The organism is Amycolatopsis sp. (assembly GCF_035276945.1).
Classification (GTDB): Bacteria; Actinomycetota; Actinomycetes; order Mycobacteriales; family Pseudonocardiaceae; genus Amycolatopsis_E.
Genome location: NZ_DATELF010000116.1, coordinates 14760 through 33948, shown reverse-complemented (window position 1 = coordinate 33948; position 19189 = coordinate 14760). Strand labels below are relative to the sequence as shown.

Below are 19189 nucleotides of genomic sequence, written 5' to 3'. Positions count from 1 at the left end.
AGCCAACCCGGCCATGGCGACGATGCCGGCGGGCTGCGGTGAGGGCGCCCGCACGAGACTACCTGTCTCCACCGACAGGGATGGAGCCGAACACGCCACAGCGGGGGCGGGCCAAATCACCCCGAATGCAGGATCCTGGTAGTGCGATGGGTGACACAGGCGAGAAAAGGCAGCCGCGCGCGACCCGGAAGGGGCCGCGTCAGCTGATCTCGCGCACGCTGGCCAAGGCGTGGGGCGGCAACATCTTCTCCGAGTCGGCCGAGGCGGCGTTCTGGCAGACGCTGTCGCTGCCGCCGCTGCTCCTGGGACTGCTGGGCAGCCTCGGTTTCATGAGCGACTGGTTCGGCCCCGCCTTCGTCGCCACGGTGCACGACAAGATCCTCGCCGCCTGCCACCGGGTGTTCACCCCCAACGTGGTCAGCCAGATCATCGAGCCGACCGTGAACGACATCCTCACCAAGGGCAAGGGCGAAATCGTCTCGGTGGGTTTCCTGATCTCGCTGTGGGCCGGTTCCTCGGCGATGTCCTCGTTCGTGGACGCGATCACCGTGGCACACGACCAGTACGGGGTGCGGCACGAGGTCTGGCAACGGATCTTCGCCCTGCTGCTGTACCTGGCGGGGCTGATCCTGCTGGTGATCGGGCTGCCGGTGACCGCGGTCGGGCCGGACCTGCTGGCCGACTTCTTTCCCGACTCCTGGCAGCCGACGGTGACGACCTGGATCAACAGGCTGTACTACCCGGTGCTGGGGATCATGCTGGTGCTCGCGCTGGCCACGCTGTACAAGCTCGCCCTGCCGCGCCGCCTGCCCTGGCACCGCGGTCTGCCCGGCGCCGTGCTGGCGATGGTGATCTTCCTGCTGTCCAGTGTCGGCCTGCGGATCTACCTCACCTGGATCACCAGCACCGGCTACACCTACGGCGCACTGGCCACGCCGATCGCGTGGCTGCTGTTCACGTTCTTCATCGGGCTGGCTGTGGTCGGTGGCGCCTACTTCAACAGCGCCATCCAGGAGCTGTGGCCGGCCAAGATGACCTGGCGCCAGCGCCGGAAGTGGCGCCGGCTGGAGATGGAACGCACCGGCGGGCGGACGGTCTCCGAGCGCGATCGCAACCTGCGGGGACGGACCAGTGCCCCGTGGCGGAGGCCTCGCAGGCAGGAACCCGAGAAGCCCGAGTCCGAGCAGGCCCAGCCCGCCGACCGCCCCTCCTGACCCCGGCACCCACCAGGACTCGCCCGTCACCAAAGCCCGACTCGCCCGTCACCAAAGCCCGACTCGCGCGACGCGAAAGCCCGACTCGCGCGACGCGAAAGCCCGACTCGCGCGACGCGAAAGCCCGACTCGCGCGACGCGAAAGCTGGACTCGCGTGGGGGGCGTCAGTCGCCGCTCCGGCCGGGCTTGAGACCCTCGTAGATCTTCTTGCAGGCCGGGCAGACCGGGGAGCCGGGCTTGGGCGAGCGGGTGACCGGAAAGACCTCGCCGCACAGCGCCACCACGTGCGTGCCCGTGACCGCGCTTTCGGCGATCTTGTCCTTGCGCACGTAGTGGAAGACTTTGGGTTCGTCACTGTCGGTGCTGTCGGTGCTCTCCGGACGGGTGTCGACCTCCGGCAAAGTCGCTGTGCTCATGTCACCATGATACGGACGAGGAAGTGAGCACGATGCTGGAACCGCGTGCGAGCCGTCCGTACATGCCGGGGTACGGAACGCTGCCCGCCGGCCAGGGTTCCGGCCTGCTCCCCTGGTCCTGGGCGCTGAAGCGGCTGCGTGACTCCCACGACTACTGGCTGTCCACCGTGTGGCCGGACGGCCGCCCGCACCTGACGCCGGTGTGGGCGGTCTGGCGTGACGACGCCATCTGGTTCTCCTCCGCGTTCAACGCCCGCAAGATCCGCAACATCCGCGCGGGTTCCGGTGTCTCGATCGCCACCGACGATCCGCTGAACCCGGTCGTGGTCGAGGGAACCGCACGGGTGATGAAGGACTCCGTGTCGCTGCGGGCGTTCCTGGCCGCCATGAACGAGAAGTACCGGACCGGCTACGGCCTGGAGTTCCTCGACCCGGCACGGAACGCGACGGTGAGGATCCGGCCGACGTGGGCGTTCGGGCTCGTCGAAGGAGACTTCCCCGGCTCTCCCACCCGCTGGGAGTTCCGCTGAACACTTCGATGAGGATGAACCCTCGTGACTCGGATTTCTCTGGGCGAAGAGGTCGCCGACGCCGTCCGTGACGGCCGGCCGCTCGTCGCGCTCGAAAGCACGCTGCTGTCGCATGGTCTGCCGCCCGGGCGCAACCTCGAGGTCGCGCGACGGCTGGAGCGGGCGGTCCGCGAGGCGGGGGCCGTGCCCGCCACCATCGCGATCCTCGACGGCACGCCGATCGCCGGCCTTTCCCCCGCCGAACTGGAGCGGGTCTGCGCCCCCGACGCGGACCTGGCGAAACTCTCGCTGCGCGATCTCGGTCCGGCCATCGGGCTGGGGCGTTCGGGCGCGACCACGGTGGCCGGCACCTCCGCGCTGGCGCACGCGGCCGGAATCGACGTGTTCGCCACCGGTGGGCTCGGCGGCGTGCACCTGCCGACGAGCACATCGTGGGACGTGTCCGCCGATCTCGGCGTCCTGGCGAGGATCCCGATGACGGTGGTGTGCTCGGGGGTGAAGTCGGTGCTGGACATCGCGTCGACGCTGGAGGTGCTGGAGACCAACTCGGTTCCGGTCCTGGGTTACCGCACCGATCAGTTCCCCGCCTTCTACCTGCGGTCGTCCGGATTCCCGGTGCCGTGGCGCGTGGACAACGCGTCGGAGGCGGCCGCGGTGATCACCGCGCATCGCGCCTGCAGCGGATCCGGGGTCCTGCTGGCCAACCCGATCCCACTCGAGTCCGAAATGGACAAAACGGCACACGACCTTCTGCTCGCCGAGGGCCTGGAACTGTTACAAGACAAGGACGTGCACGGCAAGGACGTGACGCCGGTGCTGCTGGAGCACTTCCACACCGCCAGCGGTGGAGCGAGCCTCGACGCCAACGAAGCGCTCGTGCTGTCCAACGCGCGGCTCGCCGCCGAGGTGGCGGTGGCGCTGGCATGAGCGGCCCTGTGTCAAGCCGCGGCACCCGGGCCGACCCGAGAGCGCGCGTTTCGCCGACAGGCCCGCTATCGGGGTGGCAGGGCGCCCCGACCGGGGAGGCGACTCGTAAGGAGCGCCCTGTCGACACGATCAAGGGGGTCTGGGGGCTTGCGCCCGGTCGGGGCGTGGGGGCTGAGCCCCCACAGGACACCGTCGCGCGCAAAGTCGCGGAGGAGAAGGCATGAGGGTGGTCGTGGTCGGCGATGCCGGCTTGGACGTCGTCGCGTGGCACCAGGACGAAATCGCGCACGGTGACGACACCCGGGCCCGGGTGCGGCTGACCGGCGGCGGCGCTGGGGCGAACACGGCGCTGTGGCTGGCTTCGTGCGGTGTCGAACCCACCCTGGTCACGAGGGTGGGCGACGACGCGGGCGGGCGGCTGGTGCGCGCCGAACTGGAGGCGGCCGGCGTCGACTGCGTGTTCGCGGTCGACGACCGGGCGGCGACGTTCTGCGTGGTCGTGCTGGTCGACGCCGACGGGCAGCGCACCATGCTGGCCGACCGGGGCGCGAACGCGCGGTTCGCCGCCGGTGACATCGATCCGGCCGTGCTGGCCGGCGCGACGCACCTGCACCTGTCCGGTTATGTGCTGCTCTACGAGTCCTCGCGGCCGGCCGGGCTGGCCGCCCTCGAGGCGGCGCGGAAGGCGGGGCTGACCACCTCGGTCGATCCCCAGTCCGCCGCGCTGATCGCCGACCGGAAGGCCTTCCTCGAAGACGTCCGCGACGTCGACCTGCTGCTGCCCAACGCCCCGGAACTCGCGGCGCTGACCGGCTCACCCTGCCCGGACTCGGCGAGCGAGTTGCTCGATGTGGTCGGGGCGGTCGCGGTCACCGCCGGCACCGACGGGGCCAGCTGGGTGGACGCACGCGGGGTCACCAGCGTGCCCGCCGAGCCGGCCGAATGCGTGGACGCCACCGGTGCCGGCGACGCCTTCGACGCGGGCCTGCTGTCCGCCTGGCTGCACGGGAAGTCCACAATGGACGCTCTGCGCGCGGGCGTGCGGCTTGCCACCAGGGCGATCGGCCGCGTCGGCGCCCAGCCCTGACCGGCGTGCCTCAGCCGTCGATCACGGGATGGCCGCGGCTTTCGATGGCCTTCGCCTCCCGCTGGTAGCGGTTGACCCGCTCGGCCTTGCGCGGCGGCCGATCGTTGGCGATGAGCACCGCGATCCACGGCAGCGGGACCGACAGCACGACGAACAGCAGCGCCAGCCACCAGGTGTGGTAGAAGACGCCCGCCAGGATCAGGCAGGGAAACCGCAGCCCCATCATGATCATGTACTTGCGTTTGCGGGCGGCGTGCTCTTCTTCGTAGGAGGGGGCGGCCTCGGTGATGAGCACCGGTTCGGCGTCGTCCCCGGAACTCCGGGGGGACCTGTTCACTGTCGACCACCTCCACGCTGTCCGGGGTGCGAGCCCCGGGCCCCTTCTCCATGCTCCCACTCCCGTCGCCCACGCGACACCCCAGGGCGGGACCGGACTCTGGTTGGCTCGTCGGCATGGGCACCCCCGTCATCCTCGACTGCGACCCCGGCCACGACGATGCCATCGCGATCCTCCTGGCCGCGGCCGACCCGGCCGTAGACCTGCTCGCGATCACCACGGTCGCCGGCAACCAGACCCTGGACAAGACCACGCTCAACGCCCGGCGCGTGTGCACGGTCGCGGGAATCACCGGGGTGCCCATCGCCGCCGGCTGCGCCGGGCCGCTCAGCGGCCCGCTCCGCGTCGCCGCCGACGTGCACGGCGAGTCCGGTTTGGACGGTCCGGCATTCGGCCCGCCCACCGTGGAGGTGGTGGGCGAGCACGCCGTGGAACTGATCCACCGCGTCCTGGCCACACATCCCGAACCGGTGACGCTGGTGCCCACCGGTCCGCTCACGAACATCGCGACACTGCTCGGCCGCTACCCCGGGGACGCCGCACGCATCCGCGAGATCGTGCTCATGGGCGGTTCGACCGGGCGCGGCAATGTCAGGCCGTACGCGGAGTTCAACATCCTCACCGACCCCGAAGCGGCTGCCGCCGTGCTGGGCGGCGGAGTGCCGGTCACCTTCTGTGGGCTCAACGTGACGCACCAGGCCCTGGTCACCCCGGAGGTGGTGGCACGGTTCACCGGTTTGTCCGAACTCGGGCGGGTGTGCGCCGAGCTGATGACCTTCTTCGGCGCGACCTACCGGCGGATCTGGGGTTTTCCGGCGCCTCCGCTGCACGATCCGGTCGCGGTGGCCCGGGTGATCGACCCGGATCTGGTGTGGTGCGTCGAGGCGTATGTCGAGATCGAACTGCGTGGCGAGCACACGCGCGGCGCCACCGTGGTCGACCTGCACTCCTACCTCGGCCGCCCGGCCAACGCGCGGGTCGCCACGACGCTCGACGTCCCGGGCTTCTGGGACCGCGTCATCGCCGCCGTCTCCCGGTTGAGCTCCCGGTAGCTCGAAACGGCCAGGCCGGTTCCCGCGGTCCCCGGATCGCGCGCCTGGTCAGCACGGCGGTCGAGTTCGCGGCGGGGTCTCAATAACCCGTCGCACCGTCGATCCGCTCCCGGAGCAGGTCCGCGTGGCCGTTGTGGCGGGCGTACTCGACGGTCATGTGGACCAGGATCCGGCGCAGCGAGATCGGCTCACCCGAGGCGAAGTGCGTGCCGGTCGCCGCCAGAGAGGGTGCCGCCGCGACGATCTCCCGGGAGCGCTCGCATTCGGCCCGCCACACCTCGAACGCCGCTTCCACATCGCCGTCCAGGTCGTCGAAGTCCTGATCCGGATCGTCGTCCGAGTAGTACAGGTGCGGCACGTCCTCACCGGCGAACTGCATCCGGAACCACCAGCGTTCCGTTCCCGCGAGGTGGCGGACGAGGCCGTGCAGGCTGAGCCCGGAGGGCGGGATCCTCTTCTCGGACAACGCCCGCACGGGCGCTCCCGAACACTTGAGCTCGAACGTCTGCCGATGCCAGTCCAGGAAGGCGGTGAGGATCTCGCGCTCGCTACCTGTCTTCGGCAGCGGCGGGCGGTTGTCCTCGGCCCAGAGCTGGGCGTGGTTTCCGGCGGGAATCTGGTTCATGCGGTGAGGGTCTCACCGGGCACCGACAAGAATTCGAGCGCGCCGACGACGAGGGTTTCCACGCCGGTGCGCAGGGTCGGGTGCAGCACGGGCGCGAACCGGGGTGAGTGATTCGACGGGATGTCCTGCTCGAAGCGGGACGCGGCGATCGCTTCGAGCACGGCCTCGGCGTCCGCGCCGCCGACGAGCCAGAACACCGAGGGCGCCCCGGACGCGCCGCCGAACTCGCCGAAGTCCTCGCTGCCGGTGATGAGCGGGGCTTCGAGCACCCGCTCCGGTCCGAAGAACTCCCGGAAGGACCCGGTCAGCCTGGTGTTGGCGGGTTCGTCGTTGACCGTCACGCCGAAGCCGGTGACCCGCGTGATCTCCGGCGGCTCGGGGGCGCCGGCCGTGGCCGCCTCGCCGTGCACGATCCGTTCGACCGCGGCCAGCACCTTCTGCCGCACCGCCTCGTCGAAGGCGCGCACGTTGACCTCCAGCACGGCCTCCTCGGGAATCACGTTGTGCGCGGTGCCCGCGTGCAGCGACCCGACCGTCACCACCGCCGACTCGGTCGCCGAAATCTCGCGGGAGACAATCGTCTGCAGGCGCAGCACGACGGAGGCCGCCAGCACCACCGGATCGACCGTGCACTCCGGCCGGGCACCGTGCCCGCCCCGGCCGCGCAGGACGACGCGCAACGCGTCGGTGGCCGCCATGATCACCCCGGGCCGGGTGAGCACCCAGCCCGCGCCCCCGGGCACCACGTGCTGGCCGAGCACGACGTCCGGTCCGCCCGCCACGTCGAACAGGCCGTCGTGGATCATCGCCTCGGCACCGTCGCCCGCCTCCTCCCCGGGCTGGAAGACGACGAGCAGGGTGCCCTGCCAGGCGTGCCGTGCCTCGGCCAGCAGGGTGGCCGCGCCGCTGAGCCAGGTCGCGTGCATGTCGTGCCCGCAGGCGTGCATGACCGGCACCTCGTTGCCGTCGGCGTCGGTCGCCCTGACCGTGCTCGCGTAGTCCAGGCCGGTCTTCTCTTCCACCGGTAGGGCGTCGATGTCGGCGCGCAGCAGCACGGTCGGGCCCGGGCCGTTCCGGAGCACGCCGAGCACGCCCGTGCCGCCGATGCCGGTGTGCACCTCGTAACCGGTCAGGCGGCGGGCCAGTTCGGCCGCGGTCCGGTGCTCGGCGAACGACAGTTCCGGATGGCGGTGCAGGTCGAGGTAAAGCTTCTCCAGCTCGGGCAGCAGCCCATCGAGCCGGGCGAGAACGTCCCGGGCGGTCATGGACGCCAGACTAAGCGCCCGCCATCTATGGGAAGATTACGCATCGTGAGTGGCGACCTTCCCAAGTTCTCCGACGAGGTGTGTGCCCGGCTGCGCGAAGCGCTGCGCCGCACCGGCTACGACGCGGACGGTGTGCTGGCCGTGCTGGGCCCGGCGGCGCACGCCGCGCTCGGCCGTGGCGAGCCGGAACTGGCCGACCGCGCCAGCCGCGACGCCGGTGACCTGGGCGTGCTGATCCGCCTGTTCCTGCTCGGCGGCGCCGAACCACGGGAGAAGGTGCGTTCGGCGATCGCGCCCCTGTCCCTCGACGACGCGATCGAGACGGGGCTCCTGCGAAGGGGTCCGGGGGCTTGCCCCCAGGCGGCGTCCGGGGGTCACGCCCCCGGAAGGCAGAGTAGTGACGGGCTGCGGGCCGGGCTGGATCTGCGTCCGCACGGTGACGAGGAAGGCTCCTGGTGGGTGCTCTCCGACCTCGATTCGGACCTGCTGGGTGCGGAAGTGCCGCCGGAGCACGTGCTCGGGGTCGGGCACGCGTCCCTGAGCCTCATCCGCGCCACCGTCCGGCGTCCGGTGAGCACCCTGCTCGACCTCGGCACCGGCAACGGAGTGCAGGCGCTGCACGCGGCACGGCACGCCGGCCGGGTCACCGCGACCGACGTCTCCGCGCGGGCGCTGGCACTCGCCGACGCGACGTTCCGGCTCAACGGACTCGACGTGGAACTGGCACGGGGCGAATGGTTCGCGCCGGTGGCCCGCCGCCGGTTCGACCAGATCGTGTGCAACCCGCCGTTCGTCGTCGGGCCGCCGCGCGTCGACTACACCTACCGCGACTCGGGTTTGGCGGGTGACGACGCCAGTGCGCTCGTCGTGCGGCAAATGCCCGCGTTCCTCACCGAAGGCGGAGTGGGCCAACTGCTCGCTTCGTGGCTGCATGTGGAGGGCGAGGATTGGGCCGATCGGGTGCGGCGATGGCTGCCGGCGGGCACCGACGCCTGGTTCGTGCAGCGTGACGTCGCCGATCCCGGCCTGTACGTGGGGACCTGGCTGCGGGACGCCGGAATCGACCCGCGGTCGCCGCGCGGCCGCGGGAAGGCCGCGGCCTGGCTCGACTGGTTCGCCGACGAGAAGGTGCGGGGCGTCGGATTCGGTTTCGTCACCTTGCGTCGCGCCGAAGTCGCGAATCCCACGGTGGTCTGCGAAGACCTGCGGCAGTCCTACGACGATCCCCTTGGTCCGGAGGCAGGCGCCTGGCTGGACCGGGTCGCGTGGCTGCGCGCGCACTCCGGTGAGCTGCTGGACACGACGTTCGAGGTGCCGTCGACGGTCGTCCTCGAACGAGTCGAAACACTCGGTGACGAGGGATGGGAGGCCTCGGTGCGGCGGCTGCACCGCACGAACGGCCCTGGCTGGCAACACGAGGTCGACGAGCTGGCCGCCGCGCTGCTGGCGGGCTGCCGGGGCACCCTTCCACTGTCCGACCTGCTGGAACTGCTGGCCTTCGCGCACGGCCGCCCGGTGGCGGAGCTCACGGACGCGGCCCTGCCGGTGATGCGGGAACTCGTGCGGCACGGAATGGTAAGCCCCGTATGAGGGCTGTCGTGGCAAGGGTCACCGAGGCCGACGTCACGGTGGACGGAAAGGTCGTCGGGGCGATCGACGAGCCAGGCCTGTTGGTTTTACTGGGAATTCACACCGGGGACGAGCCGGACAAAGCGGCCGCGATGGCCCGCAAGCTGCATGAACTGCGCGTGCTGCGGGACGAACAGTCCTGCGCCACGGCGAACGCACCGCTCCTTCTGGTGAGCCAGTTCACGTTGTATGGCGACACGCGCAAGGGTCGGCGTCCATCGTGGACAGCCGCCGCCCGCCCCGAACACGCGGCCGAATTGTTCGACCGCGTAGTCGAAGAACTACGGCACCGTGGCGCCCGGGTGAGCACCGGCACCTTTGGCGCAATGATGGCGGTACGGAGCGTGAACGACGGGCCGTTCACCGTGCTGATCGATGTTTAGTTAAATGTCTATACCACTATCTCTCAGGTAAACCTCAGGCTTGGTGGAACACCGGCCGGAAAAAGCAAGGGGTGTTCTCTTTTCGAGAACACGGGAACGTTTCGCGCCCGCGCGACGTTGACCCCAGTGTCCAGCCAGCAAGCTGGTCTCGCACAGCGGGTTCCACAGGTCCGCTACGCGACGCACAACCGGTGTGACGCACCAATGCGTCAGCCCGTGACCGGGGAGGCAGAACATGTCAGTACAGACCCTCGAGCGCAAGACTCGCGGGATCCGCGAGCGCCAGATCCCCGAGCCCGCGGCCGATGCGGCCCTTGACACCAGAGTACCCGCTCAGCAGAGTGCCGACGGGGATCTCGACGCCCAGGGCCCCGCCGCGGACCTCGTTCGCGTGTACCTCAACGGGATCGGCAAGACGGCACTGCTGTCCGCGGCCGACGAGGTGGAGCTGGCCAAGCGCATCGAAGCGGGCGTGTTCGCCCAGCACATGCTGGACACCACGCCGAACCTGAGCGTGCAGCGCCGGACCGAGCTGAAGGCTCTGGTCCGTGACGGCCACCACGCCAAGAATCACCTGCTGGAGGCCAACCTGCGGCTGGTCGTGTCGCTCGCGAAGCGCTACACCGGCCGTGGCATGCCGCTGCTCGACCTGATCCAGGAGGGCAACCTGGGCCTGATCCGGGCGGTGGAGAAGTTCGACTACTCCAAGGGGTTCAAGTTCTCCACCTACGCCACCTGGTGGATCCGCCAGGCCATCACCCGGGGGATGGCCGACCAGGGCCGCACCATCCGGCTGCCGGTGCACCTGGTGGAGCAGGTGAACAAGCTCGCCAGGATCAAGCGCGACCTGCACCAGCAACTCGGCCGCGAGGCGACCAACGAGGAACTCGCCGCGGAGTCGGGCATTCCGGCCGACAAGGTGGCCGACCTGCTCGACCACGCGCGTGACCCGGTGAGCCTGGACATGCCGGTCGGCACCGAGGAGGACGCCCCGCTGGGCGACTTCATCGAGGACGCCGAAGCCACCGACGCCGAAAGCGCCGTGATTTCCGGCCTGCTGCAGGACGACCTGCGGCGCGTGCTGGCCACCCTCGACGAGCGGGAGCAGCAGGTGATCCGCCTGCGGTACGGGCTCGACGACGGGCAGCCGCGCACGCTGGACCAGATCGGCAAGCACTTCGGGCTCTCGCGGGAGCGGGTGCGGCAGATCGAGCGGGAGGTCATGTCGAAGCTACGTCAGGGCGAGCGCGCCGAGCGTCTTCGTGCTTACGCAAGCTGAACAGACGCAACACCCGTTCGGCGGCATTGACATATGAGATAGGTCACGCCACCTTCGATGCAACGGGCTCAGGACGTACAACGTCTTCGGGGTGCGTTGACCTCGCGGTGGGTGACCCGTGCGCCCAGCCGCTTTCCCCGGAAGGTCGGGTCCGTCGGGGTGGGCCCGGCCTTCCGACTTTCCGGGGGTATTGCTCACATCCATGCGGTGGAGGGCAGGGCGCCGGCGGTAACGTCTTCCCACCCGAGAGAACTCGCGTGCAAGGGAGCGTCGTGACCACCACCCCGTTCGAGTACACCGACGTGCTGCCGCTGGCCCCGGACCACGACACCGAATACCGGCTGGTGACGCCGGACGGTGTGCGCGTGGTGGAGGCCGCGGGCCGCAAGTTCCTCGAAATCGCGCCGGAAGCGCTGACCACGCTCGCGCGCACGGCGATCACCGACATCCAGCACCTGCTGCGCTCCTCGCATCTGGCCCAGCTGCGCGCGATCGTCGACGACCCCGATGCCAGCGGCAACGACCGGTTCGTCGCGATGGACCTGCTGCGCAACGCGGCCATCTCGGCCGGCGGGGTGCTGCCGATGTGCCAGGACACCGGAACCGCGATCGTGATCGGCAAACGCAGCGAAGGCGTGCTCACCGGCGGCGACGACGAGAAGGCGCTTGCTCGCGGCATCTTCGACGCCTACCACGACCTCAACCTGCGCTATTCCCAGATGGCGCCGCTGACGTTCTGGGACGAACGCAACACCGGGTCGAACCTGCCGGCGCAGATCGAGCTGTACCACAAAGACGGCGCGGGCGAGCCGGGCTACGAGTTCCTGTTCATGGCCAAGGGTGGCGGCAGCGCCAACAAGACGTTCCTGTACCAGGAAACCAAGGCGGTGCTCAGTCCCAAACGGCTCGCCCGGTTCCTGGACGAGAAGCTGCGCAGCCTGGGCACCGCGGCCTGCCCGCCGTACCACCTGGCGATCGTCGTCGGCGGGATGTCGGCCGAGTACAACCTCAAGGTCGCCAAGCTCGCTTCGGCGCGGTACCTGGACAACCTGCCGCGTGAAGGGTCACCGCTGGGACACGGGTTCCGGGACGTGGACCTGGAACAGCAGGTGCTCGAGATGACCCGCCAGTTCGGCATCGGCGCCCAGTTCGGCGGCAAGTACTTCTGCCACGACGTGCGTGTGATCCGGCTGCCCCGGCACGGCGCGTCCTGCCCGGTCGGCGTCGCGGTGTCCTGCTCGGCGGACCGCCAGGCCAAGGCGAAGATCACCGCGGACGGCGTGTTCATCGAGCAGCTGGAGCGCGACCCGGCCCGGTTCCTGCCGGAGGTGACCGAGGACCAGTTGTCCGACGAGGTCGTCAAGGTGGACCTGAACCGCCCGATGGCCGAGATCCGGGCGCAGCTTTCCGCCCTGCCGGTGAAGACCCGGCTGTCGCTGTCCGGGCCGCTGGTGGTGGCGCGTGACATCGCGCACGCCAAGATCGCCGAACGCCTCGACGCGGGCGAGCGGATGCCGGAGTACCTGCGAGACCACCCCGTCTACTACGCGGGACCGGCGAAAACGCCGGAGGGCTACGCGTCCGGCTCGTTCGGCCCGACCACCGCGGGCCGGATGGACTCCTACGTCGAGCAGTTCCAGGCCGCGGGCGGCTCGCTGGTCATGCTGGCCAAGGGAAACCGGTCCAGGAAGGTCACCGAGGCCTGCCGGGCACATGGCGGGTTCTACCTCGGCTCGATCGGCGGTCCCGCCGCGCGGCTCGCGAAGGACTGCATCAAGAAGGTCGACGTACTCGAGTACCCGGAACTCGGCATGGAAGCCGTCTGGAAGATCGAAGTCGAGGACTTCCCCGCGTTCATCGTCATCGACGACAAGGGCAACGACTTCTTCGCCGCCACCTCCGAACCGGTGCTGCAGATCAGCTTCCGCGGTTGATGTCCGTGTTCAGACGCTCGCCGGATCACCTCGGCCAGGAACACGGGCATCCACCGTTGTTGTCCATAGTGGATCCTCAGAGCGGTCGCTTCTCCGACTGCAGCACGACGACGCGGTCACCCAGTGGCTGCACGAGCGGGACGGACACCACGGGATAGCGGATGTCCATGGTGCACATCCGTCCGGTGAGCTGTCGCTGGTCCTCCACGAGCGCGACCACGACGCGCTGCGGGGTCTCCTCGCGCAGTTCCGCGGAGGCACGGCCGCAGCCGCCCTCCTCGGCGCGGGCATAGAGCGTTTTCCCGTCGGGGGAAACCCAGACCTCGTGCGGAAATCCCTCGGGCAGCGCGGCGAAGTCGGCCTGGGTCGCGGCCACCGGCTTGGCGTCGGCGGGCGGGAAGGTCTGGTGCCGGCCCGGGACCGGCGGGGGCGAAACCGACGGGCTCGATGACGTGGCCGGTGCCGGGGCCGGCTGAGCACCGGGGCTGACGTTGTCCGCCCGCTGGCCGCAGGCGGTGCCCGCGGCGACGACGAGACCGAGACCGATGACCAATCCTTTCCACCTCATACCCCAAGGACGGGACGGCCCGGCTGGGAGGTTGCATCGGCAGCCGGTTGAATGAACGCGTGACTGAACGGCTAGCACGACGGCTGGGCGTCGGAGACGCCGTGGTGATCGGACTCGGCTCGATGATCGGGGCGGGGGTGTTCGCGGCGTTCGCGCCCGCGGCCCGCGCCGCCGGATCCGGCCTGCTCGTCGGGCTGGCCCTGGCAGCGGTGGTGGCGTACTGCAACGCGACCACTTCGGCCCGGCTCGCCGCCCGCTACCCCTCTTCAGGCGGCGCATACGTGTACGGCCGGGAACGGCTCGGCGACTTCTGGGGTTACCTCGCCGGGTGGGGATTCGTGGCCGGCAAGACGGCGAGTTGCGCGGCGATGGCGCTGACCGTCGCCGCCTACACCGCGCCTGGGCTCGGCCGCGTGGGCCAGTCCGCGATCGCCGCCGCGGCGGTGCTCGCGCTGACCGCCCTGAACTATCGGGGCGTCCAGCGCTCGGCGCTGGCGACCCGGGTGATCGTCACGGTGTCGTTGCTGGTGCTGGCCGGTTCGGTGACGGCGATCTTCTTCGCCGGGGAGCCCGCGCTCGCCCGCCTTTCCCCGTTCCCCGGGGCCGGTCCGCTCGGCATTCTCCAAGCCGCGGGGCTGCTTTTCTTCGCCTTCGCCGGATATGCCCGGATCGCGACCCTCGGCGAGGAGGTGCGCGACCCGGAGCGCACTATCCCCCGGGCCATCCCGATCGCGCTGGCCCTGACACTCGTCGTCTACGCCGCGGTCGCGATCGCGCTGCTACTCCAGCTGGGGCCCGCCGCGCTGGGTGCGGCCCCGGATCCTTTGGCGCTGGCGGTGCCTTCGTGGCTGTCACCCGTGGTCCGGGCCGGGGCGGCGCTGGCGGCCCTGGGCTCGCTGCTCGCGCTGGTGCTCGGCGTGTCCAGGACGACGTTCGCGATGGCCCGCGATGGTCACCTGCCGAAGCAACTGGCGGCCGTGAACCCACGGTTCGGCGTTCCCCACCACGCCGAACTGGTCGTCGGCGTGGTGGTGGCCGTTCTGGTCGCCTTCACCGACCTGCGCGGCGCGATCGGCTTCTCCTCCTTCGCGGTGCTGACCTACTACGCGATCGCCAACGCCAGCGCCTGGACGCTGCGTACCGGCCGGCTGGTCCCGGCGGTCGGGCTGACCGGGTGCGTCGTGCTCGCCTTCACCCTGCCGCTCTCCTCGGTGATCACCGGCGGTGCCGTGCTCGCGGTCGGAGCGCTGGCCTGGCTCATCCGAAGTCGGCTGCGCGGTGGGCGACCCAGCTAGCGTAGGTGCGCGGCGCGCGACCGGTGACTTCCTCGACCGTGGGCAGCACCTCCGCGGTGGTGCCGACGAGTGACGCGAGCATGGTGAGCAGGCTGTCGACAATGCTTTCCGGCGCTTTCCGGCGCTTTCCGGCGCCACGGCCACCATCTGCGCACGGGCCTCGGCGGGATCCTGTTCGTCGAACCGCACTTCGCGGCCCAGCACCTCGCCGATGGTCCGCACCCGGTCGGCGACGGTCAGCGACTCGGGTCCGGTCAGTTCGCGGGCCTTTCCGTCGTGGCCATCGCCCAGCACGCACGGCGACCGCCGCGATGTCCCGCTCGTCGATGGGCGCCCCCGCCGCTGCGCCGTATGGGGCCCGCACCACGCCGGCCCGGACACCCGGCCAGGCCAGGTCGTTGGCCATGAAGGCGCCCGGTCGCACGAAGGTCCACGCCAGACCGGGCTCCCGCACGGCACGCTCGTGCGCGAGGTGCATCAGCCCGATCTCGTTGGGCTTCTCACAGGTCACCGCCGACGAAGACCGCAACGTGACTTTCCACAGCCCGGCGTTCCTCGCCAGGCCAAGGAATCCGCTGAGGTCCGCACCGGAAACAGGAACACCTTGTCCACATCGGACAGAGAGGCGGACAGGTCCGCGCGCACCACCTCCACCCCGCCCGGCAGCGCGGCACGTTCCGGGTCCGCGGCTGATCGCCCGCACCTTCTCCCCCGCTTCGAGCAGTTGGGCCACCACGTCGCGGCCCACGTTCCCGGTCGCCCCGGTCACCAGAATCATCGGCCACTTTTTCCCAGTTGTTCGAGCAGACTTTCGTGCCACGCGATCTCGGCCTCGAGCCGGGCGAGCGTGTGGTGGAAGGTCATCGGCTCCAACCCCTTGGGACACCTCTGCGGCGCGCGCCAGCGCGCCGAGGACGGCGCGCATGAGGTTACTCACGAGTACCCGGCTCGAGGCAAGGCCCACCGCGAGCAGGTCACGGTGGGCCTTCCCGAAATCAGCGGGTCTTGTCGAGGCGAGTGAGGGTTTCCTCGTAGCCGCTGACGAGTTCGGCGACGATCTCCGCCACCGGCCGCACCTGCTTGATCCGGCCGATGATCTGCCCAGCGGGCATGGACACCAGCGCCGGGTCGTTCGCCTCGGCCAGCCGGTTGTGCGCGGGCGTGACCAGGATGTTCTGCAACGGCATCGGCAGCGGTTCCGGCGCGTCCGGCGCCGCCCATACCTCGGTCCACCTGGTCCTGAGCAGCCTGGCCGGCTTGCCGGTGTAGATCCGGGTGCGCACGGTGTCGGACGACGTCGAGTTCACCAGGGCCGTCTGCATCGCCTTCGACCCCGGCATCGTGCGCAGGTACTCCTCGGTGGCCAGCCACATCGAGCCCATCCACACCCCGGCCGCGCCGAGCGCCAGCGCCGCGGCGATCTGCCGTCCCGAGCCGATCCCGCCCGCGGCCAGCACCGGCGCCCGATCACCCACCGCGTCCACGATCTCCGGCAGCAGCACCATCGACGCGATCTCGCCGGTGTGCCCGCCGGCCTCATATCCTTGCGCCACAACGAAGTCCACGCCGTTGTCGACGTGCCGCGCCGCGTGCTCCGCCTTGCCTGCCAGCGCCGCCACCGGAACCCCGTGCGCGTGGGACCGCTCGACCACGTCCACCGGAGGCGAGCCGAGCGCGTTGGCGATCAGCTTGATCGGGTGCCTGAGCGCCACCTCGACGTGCGAACGCGCGACCGAGTGCAGCCAGCCCAGCACCCCGGCGCGTTTTTCGCCACCCTCCGGCAGCTCCGGCACGCCGAGCTCGCGCAGAACGCGCGCGACGAACGCCTTGTGCTCCTCCGGGATCAGCTTGTCGAGGTCGACCTGGGTGCCCTCGGTCGGGATCTTGGCAGGCATCACGATGTCCACGCCGTAGGGCTTGCCGCCCGTGTTGGCGTCCATCCAGTCGAGCACACGGTCGAGCTCGCCGGCGTCGTTGAACCGCACGCAGCCCAGCACGCCCAGCCCGCCGGCCTTGCTGATCGCGGCCGCCACGTGCTCGGACGGGGTGAACCCGATGATCGGGTACTCGATGCCGAGCGTCTGGCACGGTGCCGTGCGCATTGCTTTCCTCCTAAGCCTTGACCGGCTCGTGTTCGGCCGCGTACCGCTGTGCCCACGGATAATCCGCCTTGCCGGTGGCCAGCCGGGAGATCTCGTCGACCACCCAGATGCTGCGCGGCACCTTGTAGCCCGCGATCTCGGTCCGCACGTGCGCCTGGACCGCGGCGAGATCCAGGGTGTGCCCGGGCCGCGGCTGGACGATCGCGGCGACCCGCTGGCCGAGCCGCTCGTCCGGCACGCCGATGACGATCGCGTCGAACACGTCCGGATGCGACTTGAGCGCGCCTTCGACCTCCTCCGGGAACACCTTCTCGCCGCCGGTGTTGACGCACTGGGAGCCACGGCCCAGCAGCGTCACCGTGCCGTCTTCCTCGTACCGCGCCCAGTCCCCGGGGATCACGTACCGCACGCCGTCGATCTCGGCGAAGATCTGCTTCGTCTTTTCCGGATCCTTGTAGTAGCCCAGCGGCAGGTGACCGCGCCGGGCGATCCGGCCGGTCGCCCCCGGTGCGGGCGGCACGACCTTGTTGTCGTCGTCGACCAGCACGGCCTGCTTGCCGAAGTTGACCCGCGGCCCCGCCGAGTGGTCGACGCCCTTGGACACCTGCCCCATACCGGTGAACCCGCTCTCGGAGGACCCGATCGCGTCGGTGACGAAGAGGATGGGGAAAGTCTTCAGGTACTCCTGCTTGACCGCTTGGGAGAACAGGGCCGCGTGGCTGGACAGGGCCACGAGCGACGACGCGTCATACCCGCCCTCGTGGTACGCCTCGATGAGCGGGCGCGCCATCGCGTCGCCCACGAGGGCGAACACCTGGACCTTGTGCTTGTCGATGGTCCGCCAGATTTCGTGCGGGTCGAACCTCGGCGCCAGCACCACCGTGCTGCCCGCGAAGAGGGCGCCGAACGCGGCCCACTGGGCGGCACCGTGGATCAGGGGCGCGGCGGACATGCGGACCAGGCCGTACTGTTTGGCCTGTTCGGCGAGTGCCCACTCGTCGGGTACGTACTCGCCCGTGACGAAGTCGATACCGCCGCCCAGGGCACGGAAGACGTCCTCGTGCCGCCACATCACGCCCTTCGGGTAACCCGTGGTGCCGCCGGTGAAGAGGATGTAGAGGTCGTCGCCGCTGCGCTCACCGAAGTCGCGTTCAGGTGAATGCGCCGCGAGGGCCGCCTCGTACTCGACGCCGTCGAAGTCGCGGTCCGTGCCGTCCTCGACGACTACAACGTATTTCAGTTCAGGTGTTTCGGCGCGCACCGCGGCGACCTTGTCGGCATACCGCCGTTCGTGCACCAGCGCGACCAGGTCCGCGTTGTCGAACAGGTACTTCAGTTCGCCGTGCACGTACCGGTAATTGACGTTGATCGCGATGGCGCGAAGCTTGTACGCCGCGAACATCGCCTCGATCATCTCGATGGAGTTTCGCGAGTACACACCGATGTGATCGCCCTTGCCGACCCCGTGTGCGGCAAGATGGTGGGCCAGCCGGTTGGCGCGTTCGTCCAGTTGTACGTAGGTGACCTGCCGATCGCCGCAGATGACCGCGGTGCGATCCGGCACGGCGTCGACGGCGTGCTCGAGTAGATCCGCGATGTTGTATGCCACTCAATCAAAGTAGAACATGTTATCGTTTTGGGCAAACGCTGTCTTGGCCGGTCCTGATTGACGGAGGTTGGCATGACACAACCGCACGCCCTGGTCGAACAACGCGGGCACACCCTGGTGGTGGCGATGAACCGCCCGGAGGCCCGCAACGCGATCACCGGCGAGATGATGGCGATCATGGTCGACGCGTGGAACCGGGTCGACGAGGATCCGGAGATCCGCAGCTGCGTACTCACCGGCGCGGGCGGCACGTTCTGCGCCGGCGCGGACCTGAAGAACATGTCCCGCAACTCCCCCGGCGACGCCCATGCGCGCGGCGCCTTCGATCCCACCCGTATCGAAGGCCTGCTCAAGGGACGACGGCTCACCAAGCCGCTGATCGCCGCGGTGGAGGGGGCCGCGATCGCCGGCGGCACCGAGATCCTCCTGGGCACCGACATCCGGATCGCCGGCGAAAGCGCCAGGTTCGGCGTCTCCGAGGCGCGCTGGGGATTGTTCCCGCTGGGCGGGTCCGCGGTCCGGTTGCCGCGCCAGATCCCCTACACGGTCGCCGCCGAAATCCTGTTGACCGGCAAGCACATCAGCGCCGCCGAAGCGAAGGAAACCGGGCTCATCGGCCGCGTGGTTCCCGACGGCACCGCACTGGAGCACGCGCTGGAAGTCGCCGGGCAGATCGCCGCGAACGGCCCGCTCGCCGTGCAGGCGATCCTGCGCACCATCCGGGACACCGAGGGCATGCACGAGGAGGAGGCGTTCAAGCTCGAGGCCCAGTACGGCATCAAGGTGTTCCAGTCCTCCGATGCCAAGGAAGGTCCGCGAGCCTTCGCCGAGAAGCGCGGGCCGAACTTCCAGGGGCGCTGAACTAGAACCTGTTTCATCTCGATTCGACTATACCGCACCTGGATCTTGCCGACATTTCGAGAACGTGTTTCACTC

18 protein-coding genes are annotated in these 19189 nt (G+C 69.8%); 11 read left to right on the top strand and 7 right to left on the bottom strand.

The features are described from left to right. Positions 1-146: 146 nt before the first annotated feature. Entirely contained in the window at positions 147-1214 is a 1068-nt protein-coding gene (locus VJT49_RS21155) for a YihY/virulence factor BrkB family protein (RefSeq protein WP_324166611.1), read from the top strand. Between the two features lie 165 nt (positions 1215-1379). Here the strand turns inward: VJT49_RS21155 and VJT49_RS21150 are convergent, their stop codons facing one another. Next, positions 1380-1631, bottom strand: coding sequence for a DUF3039 domain-containing protein (locus tag VJT49_RS21150; RefSeq protein WP_324166610.1), 252 nt, complete (start codon positions 1629-1631; stop codon positions 1380-1382). Between the two features lie 32 nt (positions 1632-1663). Here VJT49_RS21150 and VJT49_RS21145 point away from each other — a divergent pair, with 32 nt between their 5' ends. The 3 genes from VJT49_RS21145 to VJT49_RS21135 all read left to right on the top strand — a co-directional run bounded on the left by VJT49_RS21145 (position 1664) and on the right by VJT49_RS21135 (position 4175). Then, on the top strand, positions 1664-2161 hold the full coding sequence (locus VJT49_RS21145; RefSeq protein ID WP_324166661.1) for a pyridoxamine 5'-phosphate oxidase family protein: 498 nt from the start codon (positions 1664-1666) through the stop codon (positions 2159-2161). A gap of 24 nt (positions 2162-2185) precedes the next feature. Further along, on the top strand, positions 2186-3088 hold the full coding sequence (locus VJT49_RS21140; RefSeq protein ID WP_324166609.1) for a pseudouridine-5'-phosphate glycosidase: 903 nt from the start codon (positions 2186-2188) through the stop codon (positions 3086-3088). Between the two features lie 220 nt (positions 3089-3308). Beyond that, positions 3309-4175, top strand: a complete 867-nt coding sequence (locus tag VJT49_RS21135; RefSeq protein ID WP_324166608.1) for a sugar kinase — start codon at positions 3309-3311, stop codon at positions 4173-4175. A gap of 10 nt (positions 4176-4185) precedes the next feature. Here VJT49_RS21135 and VJT49_RS21130 read toward each other — a convergent pair whose 3' ends face one another. Continuing rightward, positions 4186-4512, bottom strand: a complete 327-nt coding sequence (locus VJT49_RS21130; protein ID WP_324166607.1) for a DUF3099 domain-containing protein — start codon at positions 4510-4512, stop codon at positions 4186-4188. Between the two features lie 116 nt (positions 4513-4628). On the opposite strand from VJT49_RS21130, the gene VJT49_RS21125 reads away from it, so the two are divergent. After that, positions 4629-5564: a nucleoside hydrolase gene (locus tag VJT49_RS21125; RefSeq protein WP_324166606.1), complete on the top strand. Its 936-nt coding sequence runs from the start codon at positions 4629-4631 to the stop codon at positions 5562-5564. A gap of 79 nt (positions 5565-5643) precedes the next feature. Here the strand turns inward: VJT49_RS21125 and VJT49_RS21120 are convergent, their stop codons facing one another. Next, complete coding sequence (locus VJT49_RS21120) at positions 5644-6189, bottom strand: DinB family protein (RefSeq protein ID WP_324166605.1); 546 nt, start codon at positions 6187-6189, stop codon at positions 5644-5646. Further along, positions 6186-7454: an amidohydrolase gene (locus VJT49_RS21115; protein WP_324166604.1), complete on the bottom strand. Its 1269-nt coding sequence runs from the start codon at positions 7452-7454 to the stop codon at positions 6186-6188. Before VJT49_RS21115 ends, VJT49_RS21120 begins: the two co-directional genes overlap by 4 nt. Positions 7455-7499: 45 nt before the next feature. Here VJT49_RS21115 and VJT49_RS21110 point away from each other — a divergent pair, with 45 nt between their 5' ends. The 4 genes from VJT49_RS21110 (at position 7500) to VJT49_RS21095 (ending at position 12679) form a co-directional block, all read left to right on the top strand. Then, positions 7500-9044 carry a class I SAM-dependent methyltransferase gene (locus VJT49_RS21110; protein ID WP_324166602.1) on the top strand — a complete coding sequence of 515 codons (1545 nt, stop codon included), beginning with the start codon at positions 7500-7502 and terminating at the stop codon, positions 9042-9044. Continuing rightward, complete coding sequence (dtd, locus tag VJT49_RS21105) at positions 9041-9466, top strand: D-aminoacyl-tRNA deacylase (RefSeq protein WP_324166601.1); 426 nt, start codon at positions 9041-9043, stop codon at positions 9464-9466. Before VJT49_RS21110 ends, dtd begins: the two co-directional genes overlap by 4 nt. A gap of 235 nt (positions 9467-9701) precedes the next feature. Continuing rightward, on the top strand, positions 9702-10745 hold the full coding sequence (locus VJT49_RS21100) for a sigma-70 family RNA polymerase sigma factor (RefSeq protein WP_324166600.1): 1044 nt from the start codon (positions 9702-9704) through the stop codon (positions 10743-10745). A 272-nt stretch (positions 10746-11017) separates the two neighbouring features. Next, positions 11018-12679, top strand: coding sequence for a fumarate hydratase (locus VJT49_RS21095; protein WP_324166599.1), 1662 nt, complete (start codon positions 11018-11020; stop codon positions 12677-12679). 76 nt (positions 12680-12755) lie between these two features. Here the strand turns inward: VJT49_RS21095 and VJT49_RS21090 are convergent, their stop codons facing one another. Then, complete coding sequence (locus tag VJT49_RS21090) at positions 12756-13232, bottom strand: hypothetical protein (RefSeq protein ID WP_324166598.1); 477 nt, start codon at positions 13230-13232, stop codon at positions 12756-12758. Between the two features lie 137 nt (positions 13233-13369). On the opposite strand from VJT49_RS21090, the gene VJT49_RS21085 reads away from it, so the two are divergent. Further along, positions 13370-14542 (top strand): APC family permease, encoded by a 1173-nt coding sequence (locus VJT49_RS21085; protein WP_414636049.1) that lies wholly within the window; start codon positions 13370-13372, stop codon positions 14540-14542. A 995-nt stretch (positions 14543-15537) separates the two neighbouring features. Here VJT49_RS21085 and VJT49_RS21080 read toward each other — a convergent pair. Further along, a complete protein-coding gene (locus VJT49_RS21080) occupies positions 15538-16644 on the bottom strand; it encodes a nitronate monooxygenase family protein (RefSeq protein ID WP_324166596.1) in 1107 nt (368 codons plus the stop codon). Between the two features lie 10 nt (positions 16645-16654). Then, positions 16655-18253 carry an acyl-CoA synthetase gene (locus VJT49_RS21075; protein ID WP_324166595.1) on the bottom strand — a complete coding sequence of 533 codons (1599 nt, stop codon included), beginning with the start codon at positions 18251-18253 and terminating at the stop codon, positions 16655-16657. Positions 18254-18325: 72 nt separating this feature from the next. On the opposite strand from VJT49_RS21075, the gene VJT49_RS21070 reads away from it, so the two are divergent. Then, on the top strand, positions 18326-19114 hold the full coding sequence (locus tag VJT49_RS21070) for a crotonase/enoyl-CoA hydratase family protein (protein ID WP_324166594.1): 789 nt from the start codon (positions 18326-18328) through the stop codon (positions 19112-19114). The last annotated feature ends 75 nt before the right edge of the window (positions 19115-19189 follow it).

Coding starts and splice junctions, on each gene's coding strand:
- VJT49_RS21085 (WP_414636049.1), top strand. CDS start 13,370: ATGATCGGGGCGGGGGTGTTCGCGGCGTTCGCGCCCGCGGCCCGCGCC.
- VJT49_RS21155 (WP_324166611.1), top strand. CDS start 147: ATGGGTGACACAGGCGAGAAAAGGCAGCCGCGCGCGACCCGGAAGGGG.
- VJT49_RS21120 (WP_324166605.1), bottom strand. CDS start 6,189: ATGAACCAGATTCCCGCCGGAAACCACGCCCAGCTCTGGGCCGAGGAC.
- VJT49_RS21145 (WP_324166661.1), top strand. CDS start 1,664: ATGCTGGAACCGCGTGCGAGCCGTCCGTACATGCCGGGGTACGGAACG.
- VJT49_RS21150 (WP_324166610.1), bottom strand. CDS start 1,631: ATGAGCACAGCGACTTTGCCGGAGGTCGACACCCGTCCGGAGAGCACC.
- VJT49_RS21135 (WP_324166608.1), top strand. CDS start 3,309: ATGAGGGTGGTCGTGGTCGGCGATGCCGGCTTGGACGTCGTCGCGTGG.
- VJT49_RS21070 (WP_324166594.1), top strand. CDS start 18,326: ATGACACAACCGCACGCCCTGGTCGAACAACGCGGGCACACCCTGGTG.
- VJT49_RS21125 (WP_324166606.1), top strand. CDS start 4,629: ATGGGCACCCCCGTCATCCTCGACTGCGACCCCGGCCACGACGATGCC.
- VJT49_RS21115 (WP_324166604.1), bottom strand. CDS start 7,454: ATGACCGCCCGGGACGTTCTCGCCCGGCTCGATGGGCTGCTGCCCGAG.
- VJT49_RS21100 (WP_324166600.1), top strand. CDS start 9,702: ATGTCAGTACAGACCCTCGAGCGCAAGACTCGCGGGATCCGCGAGCGC.
- dtd (WP_324166601.1), top strand. CDS start 9,041: ATGAGGGCTGTCGTGGCAAGGGTCACCGAGGCCGACGTCACGGTGGAC.
- VJT49_RS21080 (WP_324166596.1), bottom strand. CDS start 16,644: ATGCGCACGGCACCGTGCCAGACGCTCGGCATCGAGTACCCGATCATC.